At 55.9% G+C, this 23,011-nt stretch carries 20 protein-coding genes and 2 tRNA genes; 19 read left to right on the top strand and 3 right to left on the bottom strand.

Annotated features, from left to right (window positions below; translation table 11 throughout):
* Positions 1 to 165: 165 nt before the first annotated feature.
* From EV680_RS04360 to EV680_RS04350, 3 genes are read left to right on the top strand one after another with little or no spacing between them, the layout of a single operon-like run.
* Positions 166 to 1,278: a capsule biosynthesis protein gene (locus EV680_RS04360; protein ID WP_132953519.1), complete on the top strand. Its 1,113-nt coding sequence runs from the start codon at positions 166 to 168 to the stop codon at positions 1,276 to 1,278.
* Positions 1,278 to 2,075, top strand: coding sequence for an ABC transporter permease (locus EV680_RS04355; RefSeq protein ID WP_132953518.1), 798 nt, complete (start codon positions 1,278 to 1,280; stop codon positions 2,073 to 2,075). Before EV680_RS04360 ends, EV680_RS04355 begins: the two co-directional genes overlap by 1 nt.
* Positions 2,072 to 2,722, top strand: coding sequence for an ABC transporter ATP-binding protein (locus tag EV680_RS04350; RefSeq protein WP_132953517.1), 651 nt, complete (start codon positions 2,072 to 2,074; stop codon positions 2,720 to 2,722). The genes EV680_RS04355 and EV680_RS04350 overlap by 4 nt, the downstream gene beginning before the upstream one ends.
* 322 nt (positions 2,723 to 3,044) lie before the next feature.
* Here the strand turns inward: EV680_RS04350 and EV680_RS04345 are convergent.
* The 3 genes from EV680_RS04345 to EV680_RS04335 all read right to left on the bottom strand — a co-directional run bounded on the left by EV680_RS04345 (position 3,045) and on the right by EV680_RS04335 (position 4,488).
* A tRNA-Ala gene (locus EV680_RS04345) sits at positions 3,045 to 3,120 on the bottom strand.
* A gap of 6 nt (positions 3,121 to 3,126) precedes the next feature.
* Positions 3,127 to 3,203, bottom strand: a tRNA-Met gene (locus EV680_RS04340).
* Positions 3,204 to 3,330: 127 nt separating this feature from the next.
* A complete protein-coding gene (locus EV680_RS04335; protein WP_132953516.1) occupies positions 3,331 to 4,488 on the bottom strand; it encodes a class I SAM-dependent methyltransferase in 1,158 nt (385 codons plus the stop codon).
* Between the two features lie 316 nt (positions 4,489 to 4,804).
* Between EV680_RS04335 and mraZ the strand changes: the two genes are divergently transcribed.
* The 16 genes from mraZ (at position 4,805) to ftsZ (ending at position 22,948) form a co-directional block, all read left to right on the top strand.
* A complete protein-coding gene (gene mraZ / locus EV680_RS04330) occupies positions 4,805 to 5,260 on the top strand; it encodes a division/cell wall cluster transcriptional repressor MraZ (protein WP_132953540.1) in 456 nt (151 codons plus the stop codon).
* The gene (rsmH, locus tag EV680_RS04325) at positions 5,257 to 6,213 is read left to right on the top strand and encodes a 16S rRNA (cytosine(1402)-N(4))-methyltransferase RsmH (RefSeq protein WP_132953515.1); all 957 of its coding nucleotides are present in this window, start codon (positions 5,257 to 5,259) and stop codon (positions 6,211 to 6,213) included. The genes mraZ and rsmH overlap by 4 nt, the downstream gene beginning before the upstream one ends.
* Before the next feature lie 70 nt (positions 6,214 to 6,283).
* Complete coding sequence (ftsL, locus tag EV680_RS04320; RefSeq protein ID WP_132953514.1) at positions 6,284 to 6,544, top strand: cell division protein FtsL; 261 nt, start codon at positions 6,284 to 6,286, stop codon at positions 6,542 to 6,544.
* A 54-nt stretch (positions 6,545 to 6,598) separates the two neighbouring features.
* The gene (penA, locus tag EV680_RS04315; RefSeq protein WP_132953513.1) at positions 6,599 to 8,353 is read left to right on the top strand and encodes a peptidoglycan D,D-transpeptidase PBP2; all 1,755 of its coding nucleotides are present in this window, start codon (positions 6,599 to 6,601) and stop codon (positions 8,351 to 8,353) included.
* A 16-nt stretch (positions 8,354 to 8,369) separates the two neighbouring features.
* On the top strand, positions 8,370 to 9,872 hold the full coding sequence (locus EV680_RS04310) for a UDP-N-acetylmuramoyl-L-alanyl-D-glutamate--2,6-diaminopimelate ligase (protein WP_132953512.1): 1,503 nt from the start codon (positions 8,370 to 8,372) through the stop codon (positions 9,870 to 9,872).
* A 173-nt stretch (positions 9,873 to 10,045) separates the two neighbouring features.
* Complete coding sequence (locus EV680_RS04305; protein WP_132953511.1) at positions 10,046 to 11,410, top strand: UDP-N-acetylmuramoyl-tripeptide--D-alanyl-D-alanine ligase; 1,365 nt, start codon at positions 10,046 to 10,048, stop codon at positions 11,408 to 11,410.
* A 306-nt stretch (positions 11,411 to 11,716) separates the two neighbouring features.
* Entirely contained in the window at positions 11,717 to 12,802 is a 1,086-nt protein-coding gene (gene mraY, locus EV680_RS04300) for a phospho-N-acetylmuramoyl-pentapeptide-transferase (RefSeq protein WP_132953510.1), read from the top strand.
* Positions 12,803 to 12,881: 79 nt separating this feature from the next.
* Positions 12,882 to 13,205 (top strand): hypothetical protein, encoded by a 324-nt coding sequence (locus EV680_RS04295; protein WP_132953509.1) that lies wholly within the window; start codon positions 12,882 to 12,884, stop codon positions 13,203 to 13,205.
* Between the two features lie 199 nt (positions 13,206 to 13,404).
* A complete protein-coding gene (gene murD / locus EV680_RS04290; protein WP_132953508.1) occupies positions 13,405 to 14,775 on the top strand; it encodes a UDP-N-acetylmuramoyl-L-alanine--D-glutamate ligase in 1,371 nt (456 codons plus the stop codon).
* Between the two features lie 77 nt (positions 14,776 to 14,852).
* A complete protein-coding gene (gene ftsW, locus EV680_RS04285; RefSeq protein ID WP_132953507.1) occupies positions 14,853 to 16,013 on the top strand; it encodes a putative lipid II flippase FtsW in 1,161 nt (386 codons plus the stop codon).
* 3 nt (positions 16,014 to 16,016) lie between these two features.
* Positions 16,017 to 17,084 carry an undecaprenyldiphospho-muramoylpentapeptide beta-N-acetylglucosaminyltransferase gene (murG, locus tag EV680_RS04280; RefSeq protein ID WP_132953506.1) on the top strand — a complete coding sequence of 356 codons (1,068 nt, stop codon included), beginning with the start codon at positions 16,017 to 16,019 and terminating at the stop codon, positions 17,082 to 17,084.
* A 192-nt stretch (positions 17,085 to 17,276) separates the two neighbouring features.
* Positions 17,277 to 18,674: a UDP-N-acetylmuramate--L-alanine ligase gene (gene murC, locus EV680_RS04275; protein ID WP_165870903.1), complete on the top strand. Its 1,398-nt coding sequence runs from the start codon at positions 17,277 to 17,279 to the stop codon at positions 18,672 to 18,674.
* A gap of 78 nt (positions 18,675 to 18,752) precedes the next feature.
* The gene (locus EV680_RS04270; RefSeq protein ID WP_132953505.1) at positions 18,753 to 19,664 is read left to right on the top strand and encodes a D-alanine--D-alanine ligase; all 912 of its coding nucleotides are present in this window, start codon (positions 18,753 to 18,755) and stop codon (positions 19,662 to 19,664) included.
* Positions 19,654 to 20,403 carry a cell division protein FtsQ/DivIB gene (locus EV680_RS04265; protein ID WP_132953504.1) on the top strand — a complete coding sequence of 250 codons (750 nt, stop codon included), beginning with the start codon at positions 19,654 to 19,656 and terminating at the stop codon, positions 20,401 to 20,403. The genes EV680_RS04270 and EV680_RS04265 overlap by 11 nt, the downstream gene beginning before the upstream one ends.
* Positions 20,404 to 20,424: 21 nt before the next feature.
* Positions 20,425 to 21,660, top strand: a complete 1,236-nt coding sequence (ftsA, locus tag EV680_RS04260) for a cell division protein FtsA (RefSeq protein WP_132953503.1) — start codon at positions 20,425 to 20,427, stop codon at positions 21,658 to 21,660.
* Positions 21,661 to 21,775: 115 nt separating this feature from the next.
* On the top strand, positions 21,776 to 22,948 hold the full coding sequence (gene ftsZ / locus EV680_RS04255) for a cell division protein FtsZ (RefSeq protein ID WP_132953502.1): 1,173 nt from the start codon (positions 21,776 to 21,778) through the stop codon (positions 22,946 to 22,948).
* Positions 22,949 to 23,011 lie beyond the last annotated feature (63 nt).

The raw sequence follows: 23,011 nt of genomic DNA, 5'->3' as shown, positions 1-23,011 counted from the left end.
CCACAAGCCGAAGCAGCGAAACAAGCCGAAGCAGCGAAACAAGCCGAAGCAGCGAAACAAGCCGAAGCAGCGAAACAAGCCGAAGCAGCGAAACAAGCCGAAGCAGCGAAACAAGCCGAAGCAGCGAAACAAGCCGAAGCAGCGAAACAAGCGACTGCCGCCAGATTGGCTCGAAAGCCCAAATCTTGGTTGGCTAAAGCCTCGCCTTTGCTTTGGATTACCGTGATTATCCCCACGGTGGTGTCGGTGCTGTATTTTGGTCTGATGGCTTCAGACCAATTTACTTCCGAATCAAGCTTTGTGGTGCGTTCATCGAAAAATCAGGCCGCCTTAAGCGATATTGGCGCTATTTTGCAAGGCGCAGGCTTTTCGCGCGCGCAAGACGACACCTACACCGTGCGCGAATATATGCAATCGCGCACGGCTTTGGGCGAGCTGGAGAAAAAGCTGCCGGTGCGTCAATTTTATGAAGAAAACGGTGATCTGTTCAGCCGTTTCAACGGCTTTGGCTTCTTTGATTACGGCGAAGCTTTTTATCAATATTATGTGAAAAAGGTCGGTATTAATTTCGATTCGATTTCCGGCATCACCACACTGGGTGTCACCTCGTTCAATGCTGCTGAGTCGGCGAAAATCAACCAGGCTCTGCTCAAGCAGGGCGAAGATTTGATCAATAAGCTCAATACGCGCGCGCGCATCGACACCATCCGCTATGCGGAAGATGCGGTGAAAGTGGCCGAAGAGCGGGTGCAGGAAGCGGCGGCCAACCTCACCGAATATCGCACCAAACACGGTATTTTTGATTTGAAAGCGCAATCTGAAGTGCAGATGGGCTTGATATCCAAGCTGCAGGATGAGCTGATTGTGATTCAAACCCAGCTCGATCAGGTGCGCGCGGTTACGCCGGATAACCCGCAAATTCCCGGCCTCAAAGCGCGCGAGCAAAGCCTGCGCAAAGAAATCACTTCGCAGCTGCGCCAAATTTTCGGTGGCGGCAATAATTCGCTTGCCAACCAAGCGGCCGATTATCAGCGCCTTTTTCTGGAAAACGAATTGGCTGAAAAGCAGATGGCGGTGGCGGTAACCTCGCTGGAAAATGCCAAGGCTGAAGCCGAGCGCCAGCAGCTTTATCTTGAGGTGGTGTCGCAGCCCAGCGTGCCGGATATGGCGCAGCTGCCCACACGGATTTACAACATTATTGCCACATTGATTATCGGCCTGATTGTGTATGGCATTCTCAGCCTGCTGATTGCCAGTGTGCGTGAGCATAAAAACTGATGAAAGCGCTGCATCACACTTCATTTTGGGAATCGCTGGCGATTCAACGGCGGGTAATCGGTGCGCTGCTGATGCGCGAAATCATTACCCGCTATGGGCGCAACAATATCGGCTTTTTGTGGTTGTTTGTTGAGCCGTTGTTGATGACTTTGCTGATTGTGAGCTTGTGGGGATATATCCGGGCCAACCAAGTGTCATCACTGAATATGTTTGCTTTTGTTATGACCGGCTATCCAATGATGATGATGTGGCGCAGTGCTTCATCACGCGCCATCGGTGCCATCAGTGCCAATATCAGCTTGCTGTATCATCGCAATGTGCGGGTATTGGATACACTTTTTGCGCGGATGCTGCTTGAGATCGCCGGCGCAAGCATTGCGCAGGTGGTTATCGTGGGTCTTTTTGTGGCAATGTCTTGGATTGCGCCGCCAAGCGATGTGTTTTATATGTTGATGGCTTGGTTTTTAATGGCGATGTTTGCGATCGGCTTGGGATTGGTGATTTGTTCGGTTGCATATAAATTCGAAGCATTCGGCAAAGTTTGGGGTACGTTGAGCTTTATTATGATGCCGCTTTCGGGGGTGTTTTTCTTTGTGCATGCATTGCCGGCGCAAATCCGCGAATATGTGCTGTGGATTCCGATGGTGCACGGCACGGAAATGTTTCGTGCCGGCTATTTCGGCTCATCGGTGATTACTTATGAAAATCCGTGGTATTTGTTGTTGTGTAATCTGGTGCTGTTGTTTTTTGGATTGGCGATGGTGAGTCAACTCAGCAAAGGGGTGGAGCCGCAGTGATTTCTGTTGAACATGTATCCAAACGCTATCAAACGCGCGCCGGCTGGCGCACGGTGTTGGACGACATTAATTTCCAGCTGCAAAAAGGTGAGAAAGTGGGGATTCTCGGCCGCAATGGTGCGGGAAAGTCTACACTCGTCCGCCTGATTAGCGGCGTTGAATCGCCCACCGAGGGTGAAATCAAGCGCAGCATGAGCATTTCGTGGCCGCTGGCGTTCAGCGGTGCGTTTCAGGGCAGCCTCACGGGCATGGACAATCTGCGCTTTATCTGCCGCATTTATGATGTGGATATTGATTATGTGAAGGCCTTTACCGAAGATTTTTCCGAGCTGGGGCAGTATCTTTATGAGCCGGTGAAGCGTTATTCTTCGGGCATGAAAGCGCGGCTGGCTTTTGCTTTGTCACTGGCGGTGGAATTTGATTGCTATTTGATTGATGAAGTGATTGCGGTGGGCGATTCGCGCTTTTCTGCCAAGTGCAAGTATGAATTGTTTGAAAAGCGCCAAGACCGTTCGATTATTTTAGTGTCGCATAGCCACAGCGCCATGAAGCAATATTGCGATAATGCCATGGTGCTTGAGGCGGGTGAGTTGCATCAGTTTGACAATATGGATTTGGCGTATAAATATTACAACAGCCAGTTGTGATGACGATCCCTCAATGCAAATAGCCGTCTGAAAGATTTTCAGACGGCTATTTGCATTGAATTTTGAATAATACCAATTCGAAAAAATAATATACAAACAGGCAGCCTGTAGGTCGGATTCTCGAATCCGACACTTGTTCGCAGAACAAGGCACGCACATCGCTTTGGCCGTTGGCCAAACGTCGGATTCAAGAATCCGACCTACGCGGATGATGCCGCCGAACTGCTTTTATTTTGTAAGGTTATTTTTTCGAATTGGTATAAAATTGCGGTGAAATGCTCAAACAATAAAAAAGCCGGCGGAAAAGCCGGCTTTCTGAATATGGTGGAGGTAAGCGGGATCGAACCGCTGACCTCTTGCATGCCATGCAAGCGCTCTACCAACTGAGCTATACCCCCGATATTTGGTGGCGAATCAGGGATTCGAACCCCGGACACAAGGATTATGATTCCTCTGCTCTAACCGACTGAGCTAATTCGCCAACTGGTGAAGCGCGTACTATAAGGGAATGGTGTTTGGCTGTCAAATATAATTTGATGATAATTTTTTTGTTGTTTGATTTATTTAAATAAAAAGGCCGTCTGAAACCTTTTCAGACGGCCTTTTTATCACAATTTATGGCAAATGTCGCCGTGGCTGAAGCCCTGCCAGTCGATGCCGATGTTGCGGCCGAAAGCAATCACTTTGAATAATTCGCCCATTTCGTGTTGGCCGGTGAGTTTGTGGATGGCGGCGGCATCGCGGATATAGTCGGCAGAAGCCGGCTCGGTGCTCTTGGCCATGATGTCAGTGATGCCCAGATTGAGCAGAAAATGGGCTTGCGTGGCATAGCCGATTAAATCCAGCCCGGCATCGGTGCCGGCTTGGGCGATGTCGGTGAAGTTTACATGGGCGGTGAGGTCGGTGAGGCCGATGTGGAAAAACGGGTCGTGCACGGTGTGGTGGCGGTAATGGCCGATCAGCGTGCCCATGTGGCGCTGCGGATGGTAATACTGGGCGGCATCGAAGCCGTAGTCGATCAGGATAATGCCGCCGCGTTGCAGTTTTTCGGCCAAGGTATGCATGAAAGCGTGTTGTGCAGGGTGCAGCTCGCTGGTGTAGGGCTGCGGCGAGTGGGGGAAATAGCTAGTGGCCGCCTGCGAGAGCGCGCTCGGTGGCAGCGGTTGTGCCTGCTGGATAAAGCTGCTGTCGTCGGCCAGGGTCACGCCCATTTGCTGCCATTGATTGTGCGCATGGCGCACGATTTCTACCGGCATGGCATCAAGCACTTCGTTGCCGATGATGATGCCGTCGAAGGTGTCGGGCAGGCTGCTGAGGTGGGTGACTTTGCCGGCGGCTTCGGGGGCGGCTTCGGCGATGTGGGCGCGCTGGCGCTCGGCAAGCTCGGGTGAGACTTCGATGATGTAGTAATGTTTGAGGCCGTCTGAAAGGTTTTGCAGCAAGGTGGCGGCCAAAGCGCCGGTGCCGGCACCGAATTCGTAAACGTTGCCGGCGGTTTGCGGCAGCAGCTCGGCGAGTTGGCGGGCGAGGGTTTGGCCGAAGAGCGGTGAGAGTGTGGGTGCGGTAATAAAATCACCGCTGCCGCCGATTTTGTGGCTGCCGCCGGTGTAGTAACCATATTGTGGGGCGTAAAGCGCCAGCTCCATAAAGCGGGAAAACGGTATCCAGCCGCCGTGGTTTTGGATTTCAGTGCGGATGATTCGGCACAGCGCTTGGCTGGCGGCAGCGGCTGTGGCAGAAGGGGCGGGAAGTTGTGGGCTATTCATTGTTAATAAATGTAAATTTTAAAGAGGCGTGGGTTTATTATAACGCGGATTGCAAGGCTGTGGTTTGTGGTGGATTTATACCATATGTAGTAGCTTAACTTTGAATTTCATACTAGATATAGTGATTTATATCGGGAATGGCGGCTGCCTTGCGGGCGGCTGCCTGCTTTTTTTTCGATAAGTGCTTGTCTGGCCGCTTGTTTTTACAGAAAGGCCGATTTGACCGAGTTTGCAAAATTTTTTATAGTGTAGGCATGTGGGGTAATGTGTGTCAAAGTGTGGCAATTACCCGAAATTATCCAAGGAGTGGGGCGAAGTGTTTGGCGGCGTACACGAACTCAGCATAGACAGCAAAGGGCGGTTGGCGATTCCTGCCAAGTTCCGCGAGCTGCTGCTGCGCCATTACACGCCGGCCGTGGTGGCCACGCTGGATTCGCGCCACCGCCTGCTGGTTTACCCCGAGCCGGAATGGGAAGGCGTGGCCAAGCAGCTTTTGGGCTTGAAAGTGGCCGGTAATCCGGCTTTGCAGCGTTATCAAAATCTGCTGCTGCACAATGCCGACACCTTGGAGCTCGACACCGCCGGGCGCGTGTTACTGCCGGCCAATCTGCGCCGCCGCGTGGATTTCGATAAGGAAGTGACCTTGGTCGGCCGCGCCAACCGTTTGGAGTTGTGGGGTCGTGAGCATTGGGAAGCAGAGATGAATCAGGCGCTGGATATCGATCCCGATGAATTGGCGTTTGAATTGAGCAAAACGGACTTGCAGCTATGAGCACACAAGAAGTGCACCGGCACATTACGGTTTTGCTGAATGAGGCGGTGGCCGCGCTCAATATCCGTGAAAACGGCGTGTATGTGGATGGAACGTTTGGCCGTGGCGGCCACTCGAAGCTGATTTTGTCGAAGCTGGGCAGCCAAGGCCGCTTGGTGGTGTTTGATAAAGATCCTCAGGCGATTGCCGTGGCCAATGAATTGGCGGCACAAGATAAGCGGGTGTGCGTGGTGCACAACGGCTTTGCCACGTTTCAGACGGCCTTGGATGAATTGGGCATTGAAAAGATAGATGGCGCGCTGTTTGATTTGGGCATTTCCTCACCGCAAATTGATGAGCGCGCGCGCGGATTCAGCTTCCGCTTTGATGCGCCGCTGGATATGCGCATGGACACCACCCGCGGCCAATCTGCCGCTGAATGGCTGGCTGTGGCGGATGAGCAGCAAATACACGAGGTGATTAAAAATTATGGTGAAGAGCGGTTTAGTCGCCAAATCGCCCGCGCCATCGTGGCGCAACGCGAAACGGCACCCATCGATACAACCGGCAAGCTGGCGCAGCTCGTGGCGAAAAACGTCTTTACTCGCGAGCGCGGACAAGACCCGGCGACCCGGACGTTCCAAGCCGTTCGCATCTTCATCAACCGTGAGCTTGAAGAAGTAAAGGCTGTGTTGCCACAGGCGGTGCAGCGTTTGAACACGGGCGGCAGGCTGGCGCTGATTGCGTTTCACTCGCTGGAAGACCGCATTGTGAAGCAATTTATGAAGCAGCATTCGCAACATGCGCCGTTGCCGAAGTGGGCGGCGGTAAGAGAGGCCGATTTGCCGCAGCCGCCGCTGGCTTTAATCGGCAAAGCAGTGAAGCCGTCTGAAAACGAAGTGCAAATGAATCCGCGCGCGCGATCAGCGGTGTTGCGGGTGGCGGAGCGAACTGAAGGCAAATTCGAAGGATAGGCGGCCGGCTGTGTACAGCCAGCCGCAGCGGAGCACAAAAGGCTGTTGCACAAAAGGCTGTTGATAGAGAATGAATAAATTAAATGTGATGCTGCTGGTGTTGGCTTTGTTGTCGGGCTTGGCAGCGGTAACCGTGCAAGACAGGTCGCGCCAGCAATTCATTGCGCTGGATAAGGCCGAAAAGCAGGAAATCCATTTGGAGCAGGATTATGCGCGCTTAAAGCTGGATCAGGCCAAGCTGGCCAACCACCAGCTGATTAAGGCGGCGGCGGAAAAGCAAAATCTGCGCCCGCCCAGCGCGCTCGACACCAAAATGGTGGAAGTGAAATAAGTGTAAACAATGGGTGATTAGGCAGTAAACCTACTATAAAAACGAGAAGTTGCTATGTTAATCAAAAACGAATACAAGCCGCAGATGCTGCCCAAGCAGCCCAAGGGCAAGAAACCCGTGAGCACCAACGGGCGGATTGCTTTTGTGCTGGGCGGATTGGCGCTGGCCTTTGCCGCTTTGGTGGGGCGTGGGGTGTATTTGCAAACCACGCAGCATGATTTTCTGAAAAATCAGGGCGACCAGCGCTTTGTGCGCACCATTGCGCTGCCGGCCTCGCGCGGCACCATCACCGACCGCAACGGCGCCACCCTGGCGCTGAGCGCGCCGACCGAATCGCTTTATGCCGTGCCCTCGGGCATGGATGAAATGCCGAGCGCCGAGCAATTGCAGCAGCTCTCGGCGCTGATTGATGTGCCGGTGGAAACCATCGAGGCGCGTTTGGCGAAAAAAGACAAAGACTTTATCTATCTGAAGCGCCAGCTTAATAAGCAAACCAGCGATAAAGTGGCGGCTTTGGGCATCAAAGGTTTGGCTTTCCAAAAAGAATCTAAGCGCCATTATCCGATGGGCAATCTGTTTGCGCATGTAATCGGCTTCACCAACATCGACGGCAAAGGCCAAGAAGGGCTGGAGCTGGCGCGTGAAGACGATTTGCGCGGTGCCAACGGTGCCAAAGTGGTGCTGCGCGACAACAAAGGCAATATCGTTGACAGCCTCGATTCGCCGCGCAACCGCGATCCGCAAAACGGCCGCAATATGGTGATGTCGCTCGATCAGCGCATTCAAACGCTGGCTTATGAAGAATTGAATAAAGCCGTGAGCCACCACCGTGCCAAAGCAGGCAGCGTGGTGGTGCTGGATGCGCAAACCGGTGAAATTCTGGCGCTGGCCAACAGCCCCGCCTACGACCCCAACAGCCCCGGCCATGCCGACAGCGAGCAGCGCCGCAACCGTGCGGTAACCGATATGATCGAGCCGGGCTCGGCGATGAAGCCTTTCACCATTGCCAAGGCGCTCGATTCGGGCAAAGTGGGCGTGAACACTTGGTTTAACACCAATCCGTATAAAATCGGCCCCGCCACCGTGCGCGACACCCATGTGTATCCCTCGCTGGATGTGCGCGGCATTATGCAGAAATCGTCCAACGTGGGCACCAGCCGTCTTTCGGCCATGTTTTCGCCACAGGAGATGTATGATTTTTATCACAGCATCGGCGTAGGCCAGCGCATGCATTCGGGCTTTCCGGGTGAGAGCGCGGGCATGTTGCGCAAATGGCAAAATTGGCGGCCGATTGAGCAAGCCACCATGTCGTTCGGCTATGGCTTGCAGCTGAGCCTCTTGCAACTGGCGCGCGCCTACACGGTGATTACGCACAACGGCGAATTGCTGCCGGTGAGCTTTGAGAAGCAGCAGGCCGCGCCCAAAGGCGAGCAGATTATCAAACCGGCCACTGCTAAAGCCGTACGCAACATCATGATTTCAGTTACCGAAAAAGGCGGCACCGGCACCGCCGGCGCGGTGGACGGCTTTGATGTGGGCGCGAAAACCGGCACCGCGCGCAAGCTGGTAAACGGCCGCTATGTGGACAACAAACACGTGGGTATGTTTATCGGCTTTGCCCCGGCGATGAATCCGCGTGTGATTGTGGCCGTCAGCATTGACGAGCCGAGCGCCAACGGTTATTACGGCGGCATTGTTGCCGGCCCTGTGTTTAAATCAGTGATGGGCGGCAGCCTGAATATTCTGGGCGTGTCGCCGACCAAGCCTTTGAAAGAAGCCGCCATGGTGCAGGCGCAAGCCAAACCCTAATGCAGGAAAACCGTTTATGTTCAGCGAACTGAGCCCTTTGGCCGAAGCCCAACTGCCGCCTCTGCTGTGTGACCATGCAGCAGGGCGGCTGTTGCATTCAGATAGCCGTAAAATCCGCCCCGGCGATATCTTTATCGCCTGCCAAGGCGAATATGCAGACGGCCGCCATTATATTCCCGCCGCCATCGACAACGGGGCGGCGTTTGTGTTTTGGGATGACGACGGCACGTTTGCGTGGCCGTCTGAATGCAAAGTGCCCAACCAAGGCATCAAAGATTTGAAAAGCCGCGCCGGCATGGTGGCCGCGGCTGTGTATGGCCATGTTTCAGAAACGTCATCCCCGCATGTTTTAGGCGGGGACGGCCTCGATGTTTGGGGCATCACCGGCACCAACGGCAAAACCTCGGTGAGCCAATGGCTGGCGCAGGCCGGCGATTTGCTCGGCAGCAAAACCGCCGTTATCGGCACGGTAGGCAACGGCTTTTGGGGCGGCTTGCAGGAGAGCACCCACACCACGCCGGATCCGGTGGCGGTGCAAACCCTGTTGCACGACTTTGCCCGCCAAGGCGCGAAAAATGTGGCGATGGAGGTGTCGAGCCACGGGCTTGATCAATTGCGCGTAAACGGCGTGGCTTTTAAAAGCGCCATCTTCACCAACCTCACCCGCGACCACCTCGATTATCACGGCAGCATGCAAGCCTATGGCGAAATCAAAGCGCGTCTGTTTTACTGGCAAGGCCTGCAACACGCGGTGATTAATATTGATGACCCATTTGGCGCGGCATTGGCAGGCCGTCTGAAAGCCGGGCGCCCCGATTTGGCCGTGTATGGCTATGGATTTGGCGAGCAAGCAGATATCCGTATTACGCAATTTGCCGCCGCTTCAGACGGCATGAGCGTGGTGCTGAATACGCCGTGGGGCAGCGGCGAAGTGCGCAGCCGTCTGCTCGGCCGCTTCAATGCGCAAAACCTCGCCGCCTGCGTGGGCTTGCTGTGCGCCAACGGCTATCCGCTCGATAAAGTGTTGGCCGCGCTGGCGCAAATCCGCCCTGCCACCGGCCGCATGGACTGCATCATGCGCCCCGATGCGCCCCTGGTGGTGGTGGATTACGCGCACACGCCCGATGCGCTCGAAAAAGCGATTGCCACGCTCAACGAAATCAAGCCGCAAGGCGCGCGCCTGTGGTGTGTGTTCGGCTGCGGCGGCAACCGCGACAAAGGCAAGCGCCCGCTGATGGGTGCGGCCGCCACCGCCGCCGATAAAGTGGTGGTCACCAGCGACAACCCGCGCCTGGAAGCGCCGCAAGCGATTATCGACGATATTCTGCCCGCCGTGCCGCAGCCCGCATTTGTGCACACCGACCGCCGCACCGCCATCGAATATACCGTGGCCGAGGCCTCGGCGCAGGATATCATTCTGATTGCCGGCAAAGGCCATGAAACCTATCAGGATGCGCAAGGTCAGAAACAGCATTTTTCCGATTTTGAAGTGGCCGAAACGGCGCTGGCGCAACGATAGCATGGGCGCCGGTTCGTTAAACGTAGCGCTTATGCTCCTATTTTTCAGACGGCCTGCACCCTTGTTTGAAATGGTGTGAGCACAAAATAGTTCGTCTGATTTTTAAATCCGGCATTTAATTTATGTTTCAGACGGCCTAGCATATAAGGCCGTCTGAAAACCAAGCAAAGCATATGAAACCTTTAGATTTAAACTTTATCTGCCAAGTGCTGCATCTGCCGATGCCGTCTGAAAACGCGGCAGTCAAACGCATCGTCACCGACAGCCGCGATATTCAAAGCGGCGATGTGTTTTTCGCGCTGGCGGGCGAGCGCTTTGATGCGCATGATTTTGTGGCCGATGTGTTGGCCAAAGGCGCATTGGCGGCGGTGGTGTCGCGCGAAGATTGCGCTGCGCTGCCGCGCGCGCTGAAAGTGGCGGACACGCTGCAGGCTTTGCAAACGCTGGCGCAGGCTTGGCGTGAAAATGTGAATCCGTTTGTGTTCGGCATCACCGGCTCTTCGGGCAAAACCACGGTGAAAGAAATGCTCGCCGGCGTGTTGCGCCAGCGTTTCGGCGAAGCGGCGGTGTTGGCCACGGCCGGCAATTTCAACAACCACATCGGCCTGCCGCTCACTTTATTAAAGCTCACCGGCGCACACCGTTATGCGGTGATTGAAATGGGCATGAGCCATTTCGGCGAGCTGGCGCAGCTGACGCAAATCGCGCGCCCCGATGTGGCGCTGGTCAACAATGCCTTGCGCGCACATGTGGGCTGCGGCTTTGACGGCGTGGGCGATATTGCCAAGGCCAAAAGCGAAATTTACCAAGGCTTGAATGCCGACGGCCTGGCGCTGATTCCGTGTGAAGATGCCAACGCCGCGGTGTTTCAGACGGCCTCAAAAGCTTTCAAGCAACACACGTTCGGCGTGGGGCAGGGCGATATCCATGCGGAAAATATCGTGTTGCAGCCGCTCTCTTGCGCATTCGATTTGGTGCGCGGCGGTGAGCGTGCGGCGGTGCTGCTGCCGGTGCCGGGCAAACACAATATTCACAATGCCGTGGCCGCTGCGGCCTTGGCGCTGGCGGCCGGTTTGCGCCTGCAGGAAGTTTCAGACGGCCTGCAAAGCTTTGCCAACATCAAAGGCCGTCTGCAAATCAAAAGCGGCATAAAAAATGCTGTTGTGCTGGATGATACGTATAATGCCAACCCCGACAGCATGAAAGCCGCGCTCGATGTGCTGGCCGCCTTGCCCACCCCGCGCGTGTTTGTGATGGGCGACATCGGCGAATTGGGCGAAGACGAATCAGCGGCCATGCATGCCGAAGTGGGCGCTTATGCGCGCGATAAAGGCATTGAAGCGGCTTATTTCGTGGGCGGCTTCAGCGCTGCGGCGGCCGAGGCTTTCGGCGGGCGCGGCTTGTGGTTTGCCGATAAAGATCCGCTGATTCAGGTGCTGCTGCACGATTTGCCCGAGCAGGCGCATGTGCTGGTGAAAGGCTCGCGCTTTATGAAGATGGAAGCAGTGGTGCAGGCTTTGCAGGGTGCGGAAAAGTAAACGCAGAATCTTTCAGACGGCCTGCAACATATCTCGCCGGCCGCAAGATGAAATGCAAACAAGCCCAAACAATTTATTTTAAAATAGCCGCTTCAGGCCGCTTATACCAATCCAAAAAAATAACCTAACTTCGTTGTCTCGCCTTGCCGTACTATCTGTACTGTCTGCGGCTCGCCGCCTTGTTAGCTTACTTTTTTGAATTGGTATTAAACGGCCAAGGCAAAAGCGCGGCACTGCGCATTAATCATGCATTTGGCCTGCCGCTGCGGCCGCAGGCAAGATTACAAACACAAAAGGAACCGGCTCATGCTGTTATGGCTTGCCCAAATTTTCGACAACTGGATCACCGCATTCAATGTGGTGCACTACACCACTTTCCGTGCGGTGATGGCGGCGCTCACTTCGCTGGCGTTTTCTCTGCTTTTGGGGCCTTGGGCCATCCGCAAGCTCACGGCGCTGAAAGTCGGCCAGGCCGTGCGCCACGACGGCCCGCAAACGCATTTGGTGAAAAACGGCACGCCCACCATGGGCGGCTCGCTGATTCTCACCGCCATAACCGTGTCCACTTTATTGTGGGGCAATCTGGCCAACCCCTATATCTGGATTTTGCTGGCGGTGCTTTTGGCCACCGGCGCGCTGGGCTTTTACGACGATTGGCGCAAAGTGGTTTATAAAGACCCCAACGGTGTGTCGGGCAAATTCAAGCTGGTGTGGCAATCGGTGGTGGCGCTCTCGGCCGGTATCTTTTTGTTTTACTTTGCACATTTGAGCGCGAGCAATGCGTTTATCGTGCCTTTTTTCAAGCAGATTGCTTATCCTTTGGGCGGCATCGGCTTTGTGGCGCTCACTTATCTCGTGATTGTGGGCACGTCTAATGCGGTGAACCTCACTGATGGGCTGGACGGCTTGGCGGCTTTTCCGGTGGTGTTGGTGGCGGGCGGCTTGGCGATTTTTGCCTATGCCAGCGGCCACGTGGAATTTGCCCGCTATTTGCAACTGCCGCATGTGGTGGGTGCCAATGAAGTGGTGATATTCTGCGCCGCCATGTGCGGGGCGTGTTTGGGCTTTTTGTGGTTCAACGCTTATCCTGCGCAAGTGTTTATGGGAGACGTGGGCGCGCTGGCGCTGGGCGCGGCGTTGGGCACGGTGGCGGTGATTGTGCGCCAGGAAATCGTGCTGTTTATTATGGGCGGCCTGTTTGTGGTGGAAGCGGTGTCGGTAATGTTGCAGGTGGGCTCGTATAAAACCCGCAAAAAGCGCATTTTCCTGATGGCGCCGATTCACCATCATTATGAGCAAAAAGGCTGGAAAGAAACTCAAGTGGTGGTGCGCTTTTGGATTATCACCATTGTGTTGGTGCTGATCGGGCTGGCCTCGCTGAAAATCCGTTAAACTATTTATTAATAAAAATGTGTGGCCCGCCGCGTTTCAGACGGCCTGCACAAAATAAAATCAAACACATGAAAGCAATATGATGGAAGACAAAATACAGGCGTTCCGTCAACCCTTGGTTACTGCCACCGGCATTTTGCTCGGTTTTATTCTGAATTTTATGTCATCGTGGGTGAAGTCGGATGTGCCTTTCGGCGATGTGCTCGCCGGTGTGGTGGGCATATGCATGCTGACCGGCATTTCGTGCTTGATTGCCGTGCTTTATCGGATTTTGCGGATGGATTACCCGCGCGAGCAAGGCGAGCAATATTACCGGCGCACCCTGAGCGTGTTTGTGGTGGGCGTGTGCGTGGCTTTTGTGGGCGTGTTTATCGATACCGTGCTGAATTTTATGGCCGGCTGAGCCTAGGGTCTGTTCACAATTCATCTCGTGGCAATCTTTTGGCTCAAAAACGCGCCTGCCACGTTGAAAATGCTTGCAAGGTGTCCAACCTTGCTGCGCTTTTCGCCTTGCAAACGCGCTTTTGCGCTCAAAATCTTACGCACGGATGAAATGTGAACAGCCCCTAGATAGCAATATTCATTTGGGAAGGATTGGCGCGATGAAACGCCAAGAGGTTTTGCAACAGAATCCGGCTGCGGTTGATTGGCCGCAGCAGCGCGTGTTGGTGCTGGGCTTGGGCGGCACGGGCGTTTCCATGATTGCCTTTTTGCAGCAGCAGGGTGCCGATGTGTCGGCTTATGATGCCGATTTGAGCGCAGAGCGCGAAATGCAGCTGAAGCAGCAATTTCACGGTTTGCCGTGTTATCAAGGCCGTCTGAAAGATGCGCTGGCGCACGACTTTGATATGCTGGCCATCAGCCCCGGCATCAGCGAGCGGCAGCCTGAAATCGAAGCTTTCAAGCAAAACGGCGGCCGTGTGTTTGGCGACATTGAAATTCTGGCCGGCCTGTTGGCCGAGCAAAGCGACAAAATCATCGCCATCAGCGGCAGCAACGGCAAAACCACGGTCACGAGCCTGGCGGGTTATTTGTGCGCGCAATGCGGGCTCGACACGGTGGTGGCCGGCAATATTGGCACGCCTGTGTTGCAAGCCTATATGCAGCGCGAAGGCCGGCCGGCCGATGTGTGGGTGCTCGAGCTTTCCAGCTTCCAGTTGGAAAACACGCATCATTTGAATGCCGATGCGGCCGCGGTGCTGAATATTTCTGAAGACCACCTCAACCGCTACGATGATTTGCTCGATTATGCCCATGCCAAAGACAAAATTTTCCGCGGCAGCGGCGTGCAGGTGCTCAATGCCGATGATGTGTTGTGCCGCGCCATGCGCCGCCACGGCCGCGAGGTGAAATGGTTTTCGCTGGCACACGAAAGCGATTACTGGGTGGATGCAGGCCGTCTGAAAGCGGGCGGAGCCGATTTGCTGGCGGCGGCGGATATTCCGTTGCAAGGGCTGCACAATGCGGCCAATGTGCTGGCGGCTTTGGCCTTGTGCGAAGCCATCGGTTTGCCGCGCCATGAGTTGCTGAAGCATATTCAAACATTCAAAGGCCTACCGCACCGTGTTGAAAAAATCGGTGAGAAAAATGGCATTACCTTTATTGACGACAGCAAAGGCACCAATGTGGGCGCCACCGAAGCGGCGATTGCCGGCCTGCAAAGCCCGCTGGTGTTGATTGCGGGCGGGCAGGGCAAAGGGCAGGATTTCACGCCGCTGGGCGAAGCTTTGCGCAACAAGGCGCGCGCGGTGCTTTTGATTGGCGCGGATGCGGCGAAAATCGAAGCCGATTTGCAGGGCTTTAGCTTAACGTTGCTGCATTGTGCCACGTTGGAAGAAGCCACCCGCCGTGCTTATGAAATCGCGCAAAGTGGCGATATTGTGCTGCTCAGCCCGGCTTGTGCCAGCTTCGATATGTTTGAAGGTTATGCCCATCGCGCAGAAGTGTTTGCCAACGCATTTCATGCTTTGTAACGAAGTTTCAAAATAACAAGGTTTCAGACGGCCTGGTGAAAAGAGGCCGTCTGAAACGGAAGCTGTGTATTATTCATATGATTACCGAATCGAAAATTCTCGACCGCAAATTGCTTAAAAGCGGCCATAAAATCGACCAATCGCTGCTGTGGATGATTGTGTTGATGTCGTCTTTCAGCCTGATGATGATTTATTCGGCCTCGATTGCTTATGCGGCGCACGATGGCGGCGACCAATGGTTTTACCTCGGCCGCCAGGCGATTTTTTTGAGCACGGGTGCGGCAGCAGGCTTGGTGGCGGCCAAAATTCCGATGGCGAGGTGGAAAAAATGGACGCCGTGGATTTTGCTGTTCAGCCTGTTTTTGCTGGTGGTGGTGCTGTTTGCGGGGCGTGAAATCAACGGCGCAAAGCGCTGGATACATTTGGGGCCGGTCAACCTTCAGCCCACCGAAATCTTCAAATTGGCGATTATTCTTTATTTGGCCAGCTTTTTCACCCGCCGCGCCGAGATTTTGAAGCAGTTTAAAAAAGTGGCCTTCGCCGGCGTGCCGGTGGGCGCGGGGCTGGGGCTGATTATGCTGGAGCCGGATTTCGGCTCGTTTGTGGTGGTGACGGTGGTGGCGCTGGGGCTGCTGTTTTTGGCCGGCCTGCCGTGGCGTTGGTTTTTGATGATGGTGGGTGCGGGTTTGCTCAGCATGATCGGCCTGATTGCGATGGCACCTTATCGCGTGGCGCGGGTAACGGCGTTTCTCAATCCGTGGGAAGACCCATTGGGCAAAGGTTATCAGCTCACCCATTCGCTGATGGCGATTGCGCGCGGGGAATGGTTTGGCGTGGGGCTGGGCGCGAGCCTGGAAAAACGCTTTTACCTGCCTGAAGCGCACACAGATTTTATTTTGGCGGTAATCGGCGAAGAATTCGGCATGGCCGGCATTTGCGTGCTGATTTTCTGCTACGGCTGGCTGGTGTGGCGCGCGTTTTCCATCGGCAAGCAGGCGCGCGATTTGGAGCTTTATTATGGCGCGTTTGTGGCCAAAGGCGTGGGCATTTGGCTGGGCATTCAAAGCTTTTTCAATATCGGCGTGAACATCGGCCTGCTGCCCACCAAAGGGCTCACGCTGCCGCTGATGTCTTACGGCGGCTCGGCGGTGATTGTGATGCTGGTGAGCATGACGCTGCTGCTGCGGGTGGATTATGAAAACCGCCTTAAAATGCGCGGTTATAAAGTAGAAGGATAAATCATGGCGGCTAAGCACTTTTTATTGATGGCCGGCGGCACCGGCGGCCATATTTTTCCGGCGCTGGCGGTGGCCGAAGTGCTGCGCGCGCGCGGACACCATGTGGTGTGGCTGGGCAGCGAGGGCGCAATGGAAACGCGCATTGTGCCGCAGCACGATATCGAGCTGGAAACACTGGCGATTAAAGGTGTGCGCGGCAATGGCTTGAAGCGCAAGCTGATGCTGCCGTTTACCTTGGCTAAAGCCGTTCAGACGGCCTCGGCCATTATTAAAAAACACCGTATCGACGCGGTGATCGGTTTTGGCGGTTTTGTTACCTTTCCGGGCGGCGTGGCGGCCAAGCTTGCCGGTGTGCCGATTGTGATACACGAGCAAAACGCCATTGCCGGCATGTCAAACAAATATCTGGCGCGCTGGGCGCGGCGCGTGCTTTATGCGTTTCCCAAAGCTTTCGATAATGCCGATGGGCTGGTGGGCAATCCGGTGCGCGCCGAAATTGCCAATCTGCCCGAGCCTGCGGTTCGCTTTGCCGGCCGCGAAGGCCGTCTGAAAGTGTTGGTGATGGGCGGCAGCCTGGGCGCTGATGTGTTGAACAAAACCCTGCCCGAAGCGCTTTCTTTATTGCCAGAAGAAGCGCGCCCGCAGATTTACCACCAATCCGGGCGCAACAAGCTGGGCAATCTGCAGGCGGCTTATGATCAATTGGGCGTGCAGGCCGAATGTGTGGAATTTATCGACGATATGGTGTCGGCTTACCGCGATGCCGATGTGGTGGTGTGCCGCTCCGGCGCGCTCACCATCGCCGAGCTCACCGCCGCCGGCGTGGGCGCGCTGCTCGTGCCTTATCCGCATGCGGTGGACGATCACCAAACCGCCAACGCCCGTTTTATGGCGCATGCCCAGGCCGGCCTGCTGCTGCCGCAATCGCAGCTGACCGCGGCCAATCTGGCCGAAGTGTTGGGCGGCTTAAACCGCACGCGTTGCCTGGAATGGGCTGAGCAGGCGCGTACGCTGGCGCTGCCGCACAGCGCGGAAGATGTGGCCGACATTGCCATTGCCACCACCATGTGAGTTTCAGACGGCCTCAGTTTGAATGCAGAGGCCGTCTGAAAATAGTTTGCCTGTTTTCAGACGGCCGTTCACGAATAAAAACCGCCTTTACATTAAAAATATGGCACAGAATATCGCTGCCCTTTAGAATAAAGCCTTTATGTGCAGCGGCGCTAAAAAGGCCGTCTGAAACGGCAGCAAGGATACGCAGTTATGATGAAAAACAGGGTTCACCACATTCATTTCGTCGGCATCGGCGGCTCGGGCATGTGCGGCATTGCCGAAGTGTTGCACAATCTGGGCTTCCAGGTGTCCGGCTCGGATCAGGCGCAAAGCGCGGTAACACGCCATTTGAGCGATTTGGGCATAGAAGTGTATCCCGGCCACACCGCCGAGCATGTGGCCGATGCCGATGTGGTGGTGACTTCCACCGCCGTGAAAAAAGACAACCCCGAAGTGGTGGCGGCGCAGGCGCGCAAAATTCCGGTGATTCCGCGCGCGCTGATGCTGGCCGAATTGATGCGTTTCCGCGACGGCATCGCCATAGCCGGCACCCACGGCAAAACCACCACCACCAGCCTCACCGCCTCGATTTTGGCAGCGGCCGGCATGGATCCCACTTTTGTAATCGGCGGCAAACTCACCGCCGCCGGCACCAACGCCCGCTTGGGGCGCGGCGAATATATTGTGGCCGAGGCCGATGAATCGGATGCTTCGTTTCTGCATCTCACGCCGGTGATGTCGGTGGTGACCAATATCGACACCGACCATATGGACACTTACGACCACAGCGTGGATAAGCTGCACCAGGCTTTTGTCGATTTCATCCACCGCATGCCGTTTTACGGCAAAGCGTTTTTGTGTGTAGACAGCGAGCATGTGCGCGCGGTGTTGCCGAAAATCAGCAAGCCGTTTGCCACTTACGGGCTGGACGATAATGCCGATATTTACGCCACCGATATGCGTGCAGAAGGCGCACAAATGCGCTTTACCGTGCAAGTGAAACACGATAATCAGGCGCCGTTTGAAGTGGTGCTCAATATGCCCGGCCGCCACAATGTGCTCAACGCGCTGGCCGCCATTGCGGTGGCGCTGGAAGTGGGCGCATCGGTGGAAGCGATTCAAAAAGGCCTGCTGGCCTTTGAAGGCGTGGGGCGCCGCTTCCAAAACTATGGCGAAATCGCGCTGCCTAATGGCGGCAAAGCCTTGGTGATTGACGATTACGGCCACCATCCGGTGGAAATGGCCGCCACGCTGGCGGCGGCGCGCGGCGCTTATCCCGATAAGCGGCTGGTGCTCGCTTTTCAACCGCACCGCTACACCCGCACGCGCGATTTGTTTGAAGATTTTGTGAATGTGTTGAGCACGGTCGACAGCCTGGTGCTCACCGAAGTGTATGCCGCCGGCGAAGAGCCGATTGTGGCCGCCGACAGCCGCGCGCTGGCACGCGCCATCCGCGTGATGGGCAAGCTGGAACCGATTTATTGCGAAGCAGTCCATGATTTGCCCGCCACCTTGCTCAATGTGTTGCAAGAGGGCGATGTGGTGCTCACCATGGGCGCGGGCAGCATCAATAAAGCGGCGCAGGCGCTGGCAGAGGGCAGCCGCTGATTTTGGATGATTTAGATTAACAGCACATCAGGCCGTCTGAACAAACAGGCCGTCTGAAACAGATGAAAAGAAAACAGCATGCAGAATTTCGGCAAAGTGGCCGTCTTGATGGGCGGATTTTCCAGCGAGCGCGACGTATCGCTCAACAGCGGCGCGGCCATTGTGGCGGCTTTGCAAAGCAGCGGCATTGATGCGCACCCGTTTGACCCCAAAACGCAGGATATCGTGCAATTGAAGGCGCTCGGTTTTCAGACGGCCTTCAACACGCTGCACGGCACTTACGGCGAAGACGGCACCGTGCAAGGCCTGCTCGAAGCCTTGGGCGTGCCTTACACCGGCTGCGGCGTGATGGCCAGCGCCATCGGCATGGACAAATACCGCACCAAGCTGGTGTGGCAGGGTTTGGGCTTGCCTGTGCCCGAATTTGCCGTGCTGCATGACGACAGCGATTTTGCCGCCATCGAGCGCGAGCTGGGCTTGCCCCTGTTTGTGAAACCGGCCGTAGAAGGCAGCAGCGTCGGCGTGGTGAAAGTGAAAGAAACCGGCAGCCTGCAAGCCGCCTATCAATCGGTGAAACATCTGCACGGCGAAATCTTGGCCGAACGCTTTATCGGCGGCGGCGAATACACCTGCGCCGTGCTAAACGGCCAAGCGCTGCCGAGCATACACATTATTCCGGCCACCGAATTTTACGATTACGAAGCCAAATACAACCGCGACGACACCGTATATCAATGCCCGTCCGATTTGAACGAAGCCGATGAGGCGCTGATGCGCACGCTTTCTGTGCGCGCTTTTGCCGCCATCGGTGGCCAAGGCTGGGGGCGCGTTGACTTTTTGAAAGACACCGACGGCAAACTTTACCTGCTTGAGGTCAACACCTTGCCCGGCATGACCAGCCACAGCTTGGTGCCCAAGGCCGCCGCCCAAAGCGGCTTGAGCTTTGCCGATTTATGTGTTGAAATTTTAAAGACCGCTCATGTGGGATAATGCCGGCGCCATGCGGCGCATCACCCGCTGGCTGACTGCCCTGGTGCTCTTGATGCTGCTGGGCGCAGCGGGCGTGTGGCTGTATCATTCACCGTATTTTCCGGTGAAGCAGGTGAAAATCGAAGGCGATTTGAAGCGTGTGAGCACCCAAGAGCTGCAAACCGTTGCCCAGCGCTATATTCGCGGCAATATTTTCAGCGCCGATTTGAACGGCGCACAAAAAGCCTTTCAGGCGCTGCCGTGGATAGACAAAGCGCAGGTGCGCCGCCGCCTGCCCGATGTGGTGGAAATCCACCTCACTGAGCGCGAACCGGTGGCACGCTGGAAAGCTGCCGGCCTGGTGGATGCCAACGGCAATATTTTTCAGGCGGCCACCACCGAAACCTTTCCCGAATTCGACGGCCAGCCGGGCACCGCCAAAACCATGGTGGCGCATTACCAAGAATTCAGCGGATTATTGAAACCGGCAGGCTTAAGCATCGCCAAGCTGGAATACACACCGCGCTCCGCCTGGTCGGTGGTGTTGGACAACGGCATCACCGTGCGCTTGGGGCGCGAGCATGAAAATGCGCGCCTGCAGCAGTTTGCCGCCGTGTGGCCGGGCATATTGCGCGCACAACAAAGCGGCTTGGCCTATGTCGATATGCGTTATAAAGACGGCTTTGCCGTGCGCGAGCGCGCACCGAGCGAAATGCCGTCTGAAACGGCAGCTTCAGCCGCCGATCACAATCAACAGTAAACAGAAAATGAATGGAACATCATGGTAAAAGGCAAATACATCAGCGCGCTGGACATCGGCACTTCCAAAGTGATTGCCCTGATAGGCGAAGTGCAGGAAGACAACGAAATCCATATCGTCGGCCTGGGGCAGGCACCGTCGCGCGGCCTCAAAGCCGGCATGGTGACCAATATCGATGCCACCGCCCAAGCCATCAAGCAAGCTATGAATGAAGCCGAATTGATGGCCGACTGCAAGGTCGACAGCGTCACCACCGGCATTGCCGGCAACCATATCCGCAGCCTTAATTCGCAAGGCGTGGTGAAAATCAAAGACGGCGAAGTTTCCCAAGCCGACATCGATCGCGCCATCGAAACCGCCAAAGCCGTAAACATACCGCCCGACCACAATATTCTGCACACCGTGGTGCAGGAGTATATTATTGATAACCAGCCCGGCGTGAAAGAGCCCATCGGCATGAGCGGCGTGCGCCTCGACACCCGGGTGCACATCATCACCGGTGCCATCACCGCGCTGCAAAACATCCAAAAATGCGTCAACCGCTGCGGCCTGCACATGGAACAAATCATGTTGCAACCCTTGGCCAGCGGGCAGGCCGTGCTCACGGAAGACGAAAAAGACTTGGGTGTGTGCGTGATCGATATCGGCGGCGGCACCACCGATATCGCCGTGTATACCAACGGCGCCATCCGCCACACCGCCGTGATTCCCGTGGCAGGCGATTTGATTACCAAAGATTTGGCACAAGCCTTGCGCACCCCGCACAACGCCGCCGAATACATCAAAATCCACCACGGCGTAGCCATCGCCACCATGGACGGCCTCGATGAAATGATTGAAGTGCCCAGCGTGGGCGACCGCCAGCCGCGCCAAATTTCACGCCGCGTGTTGGCCAGCGTAATCGGCCCGCGCGTGGAAGAAATTTTGGAATTAACCCTCAATGAGTTGCGCCGCAGCGGCTTTCCCGAAGACGTGCTCACTTCCGGCGTGGTGCTCACCGGCGGCGCCTCTTTGCTCACCGGCATGGTGGATTTGGCCGAAGATGTGTTCAACCTGCCCGCCCGCATCGGCGTGCCGCAGGAAATGGGCGGCGTGTCCGAGCGCATCCGCAACCCGCGCTATGCCACCGCCATCGGCCTTTTGCAGGCCGCGCGCGGCGATGCATACGGCAGCCCTGTGAGCGGTGCCGTGGCCGTGAAGGAACCGCGTGAAAGCCTGCTGGTCAAAATCAAAGAATGGTTAAAAAACAATTTTTAAACCCAAAGTAAAGATATAAGAACCTTTTTGCTATAAACGCGCGTTCTTATATATAATGCAGATTGTTCACACTAATTTAAATCCGCCTTAATGCAGGGCGCAGAGGAGCATTTTTATGGAATTGGTTTACGACGTAGTAGAGTCTGCCGCAAGCCCTGCGGTAATCAAAGTAATCGGCATCGGCGGCGGCGGCTGCAATGCCATCAACAATATGATCAACAACACCGTGCAAGGCGTGGAATTCATCAGCGCGAATACTGATGCGCAAGCCTTGGGCGGCAGCAATGCAGCCAAACGCATCCAGCTGGGCGTGAACCTCACCCGTGGCTTGGGCGCCGGCGCCAACCCCGAAATCGGCCGCGCGGCCGCTCAAGAAGATCGCGAAGCCATCGCCGAAGCCATCCGCGGCGCCAATATGCTGTTTATCACCACCGGCATGGGCGGCGGCACCGGCACCGGTGCCGCGCCCGTGATTGCCGAAATCGCCAAAGAGCTGGGCATTCTCACCGTGGCCGTGGTCACGCGCCCGTTTGGCCACGAAGGCAAACGCATCAACATCGCTCAAGAAGGCTTGGATCACCTCAAAAGCCAAGTGGATTCGCTAATTGTGATTCCGAACGACAAATTGATGACTGCATTGGGCGAAGACGTGACCGTGCGCGAAGCCTTCCGCGCCGCCGACAATGTGTTGCGCGATGCCGTGGCCGGCATTTCCGAAGTGGTTACCCGCCCCGGCTTTATCAACCTTGACTTTGCCGATGTGAAAAACGTGATGAGCATCATGGGCATGGCCATGATGGGCTCAGGCTTTGCCCAAGGCATCGACCGCGCCCGCCTGGCCACCGAGCAGGCCATTTCCAGCCCGCTCTTGGACGATGTTACCCTTGATGGTGCACGCGGCGTGTTGGTTAACATCACCACCGCGCCGGGCTGCCTGAAAATGTCGGAATACCGCGAAATCATGAAAGTGGTGGACGAATACGCCCATGCCGATGCCGAGCGCAAATACGGCACCGCCGAAGACGAGAGCATGGAAGAGGGCGATATCCGCGTCACCATTATCGCCACCGGCCTGAAAGAGCACCAAAGCGCCGCCGCCAGCCCCAATCTGCGCATGGTGAAAACCCAACAAGCCACCGGCACCGACGACGGTTTTCCGAATATCGACAGCGTCATCCGCTCAGGCCGCAGCGCCCGCAGCATGAATTTGGCTGCCTCCGATTTCTCCAACCAATCGGTATTGGACGATTTCGAAATTCCCGCCGTATTGCGCCGCCAGGCCGATTAATCCGGCATCCGTCTGAAAAAAGCCCGCACGAAGTTGCGGGCTTTTTTCAGACGGCCAAAACCT

This window comes from Uruburuella suis, from assembly GCF_004341385.1.
In the GTDB taxonomy this organism is placed as follows: Bacteria; Pseudomonadota; Gammaproteobacteria; order Burkholderiales; family Neisseriaceae; genus Neisseria; species Neisseria suis.
The sequence above is the reverse complement of the archived record's forward strand: the minus strand, read 5'-3'. Positions and strand labels throughout refer to the sequence as shown.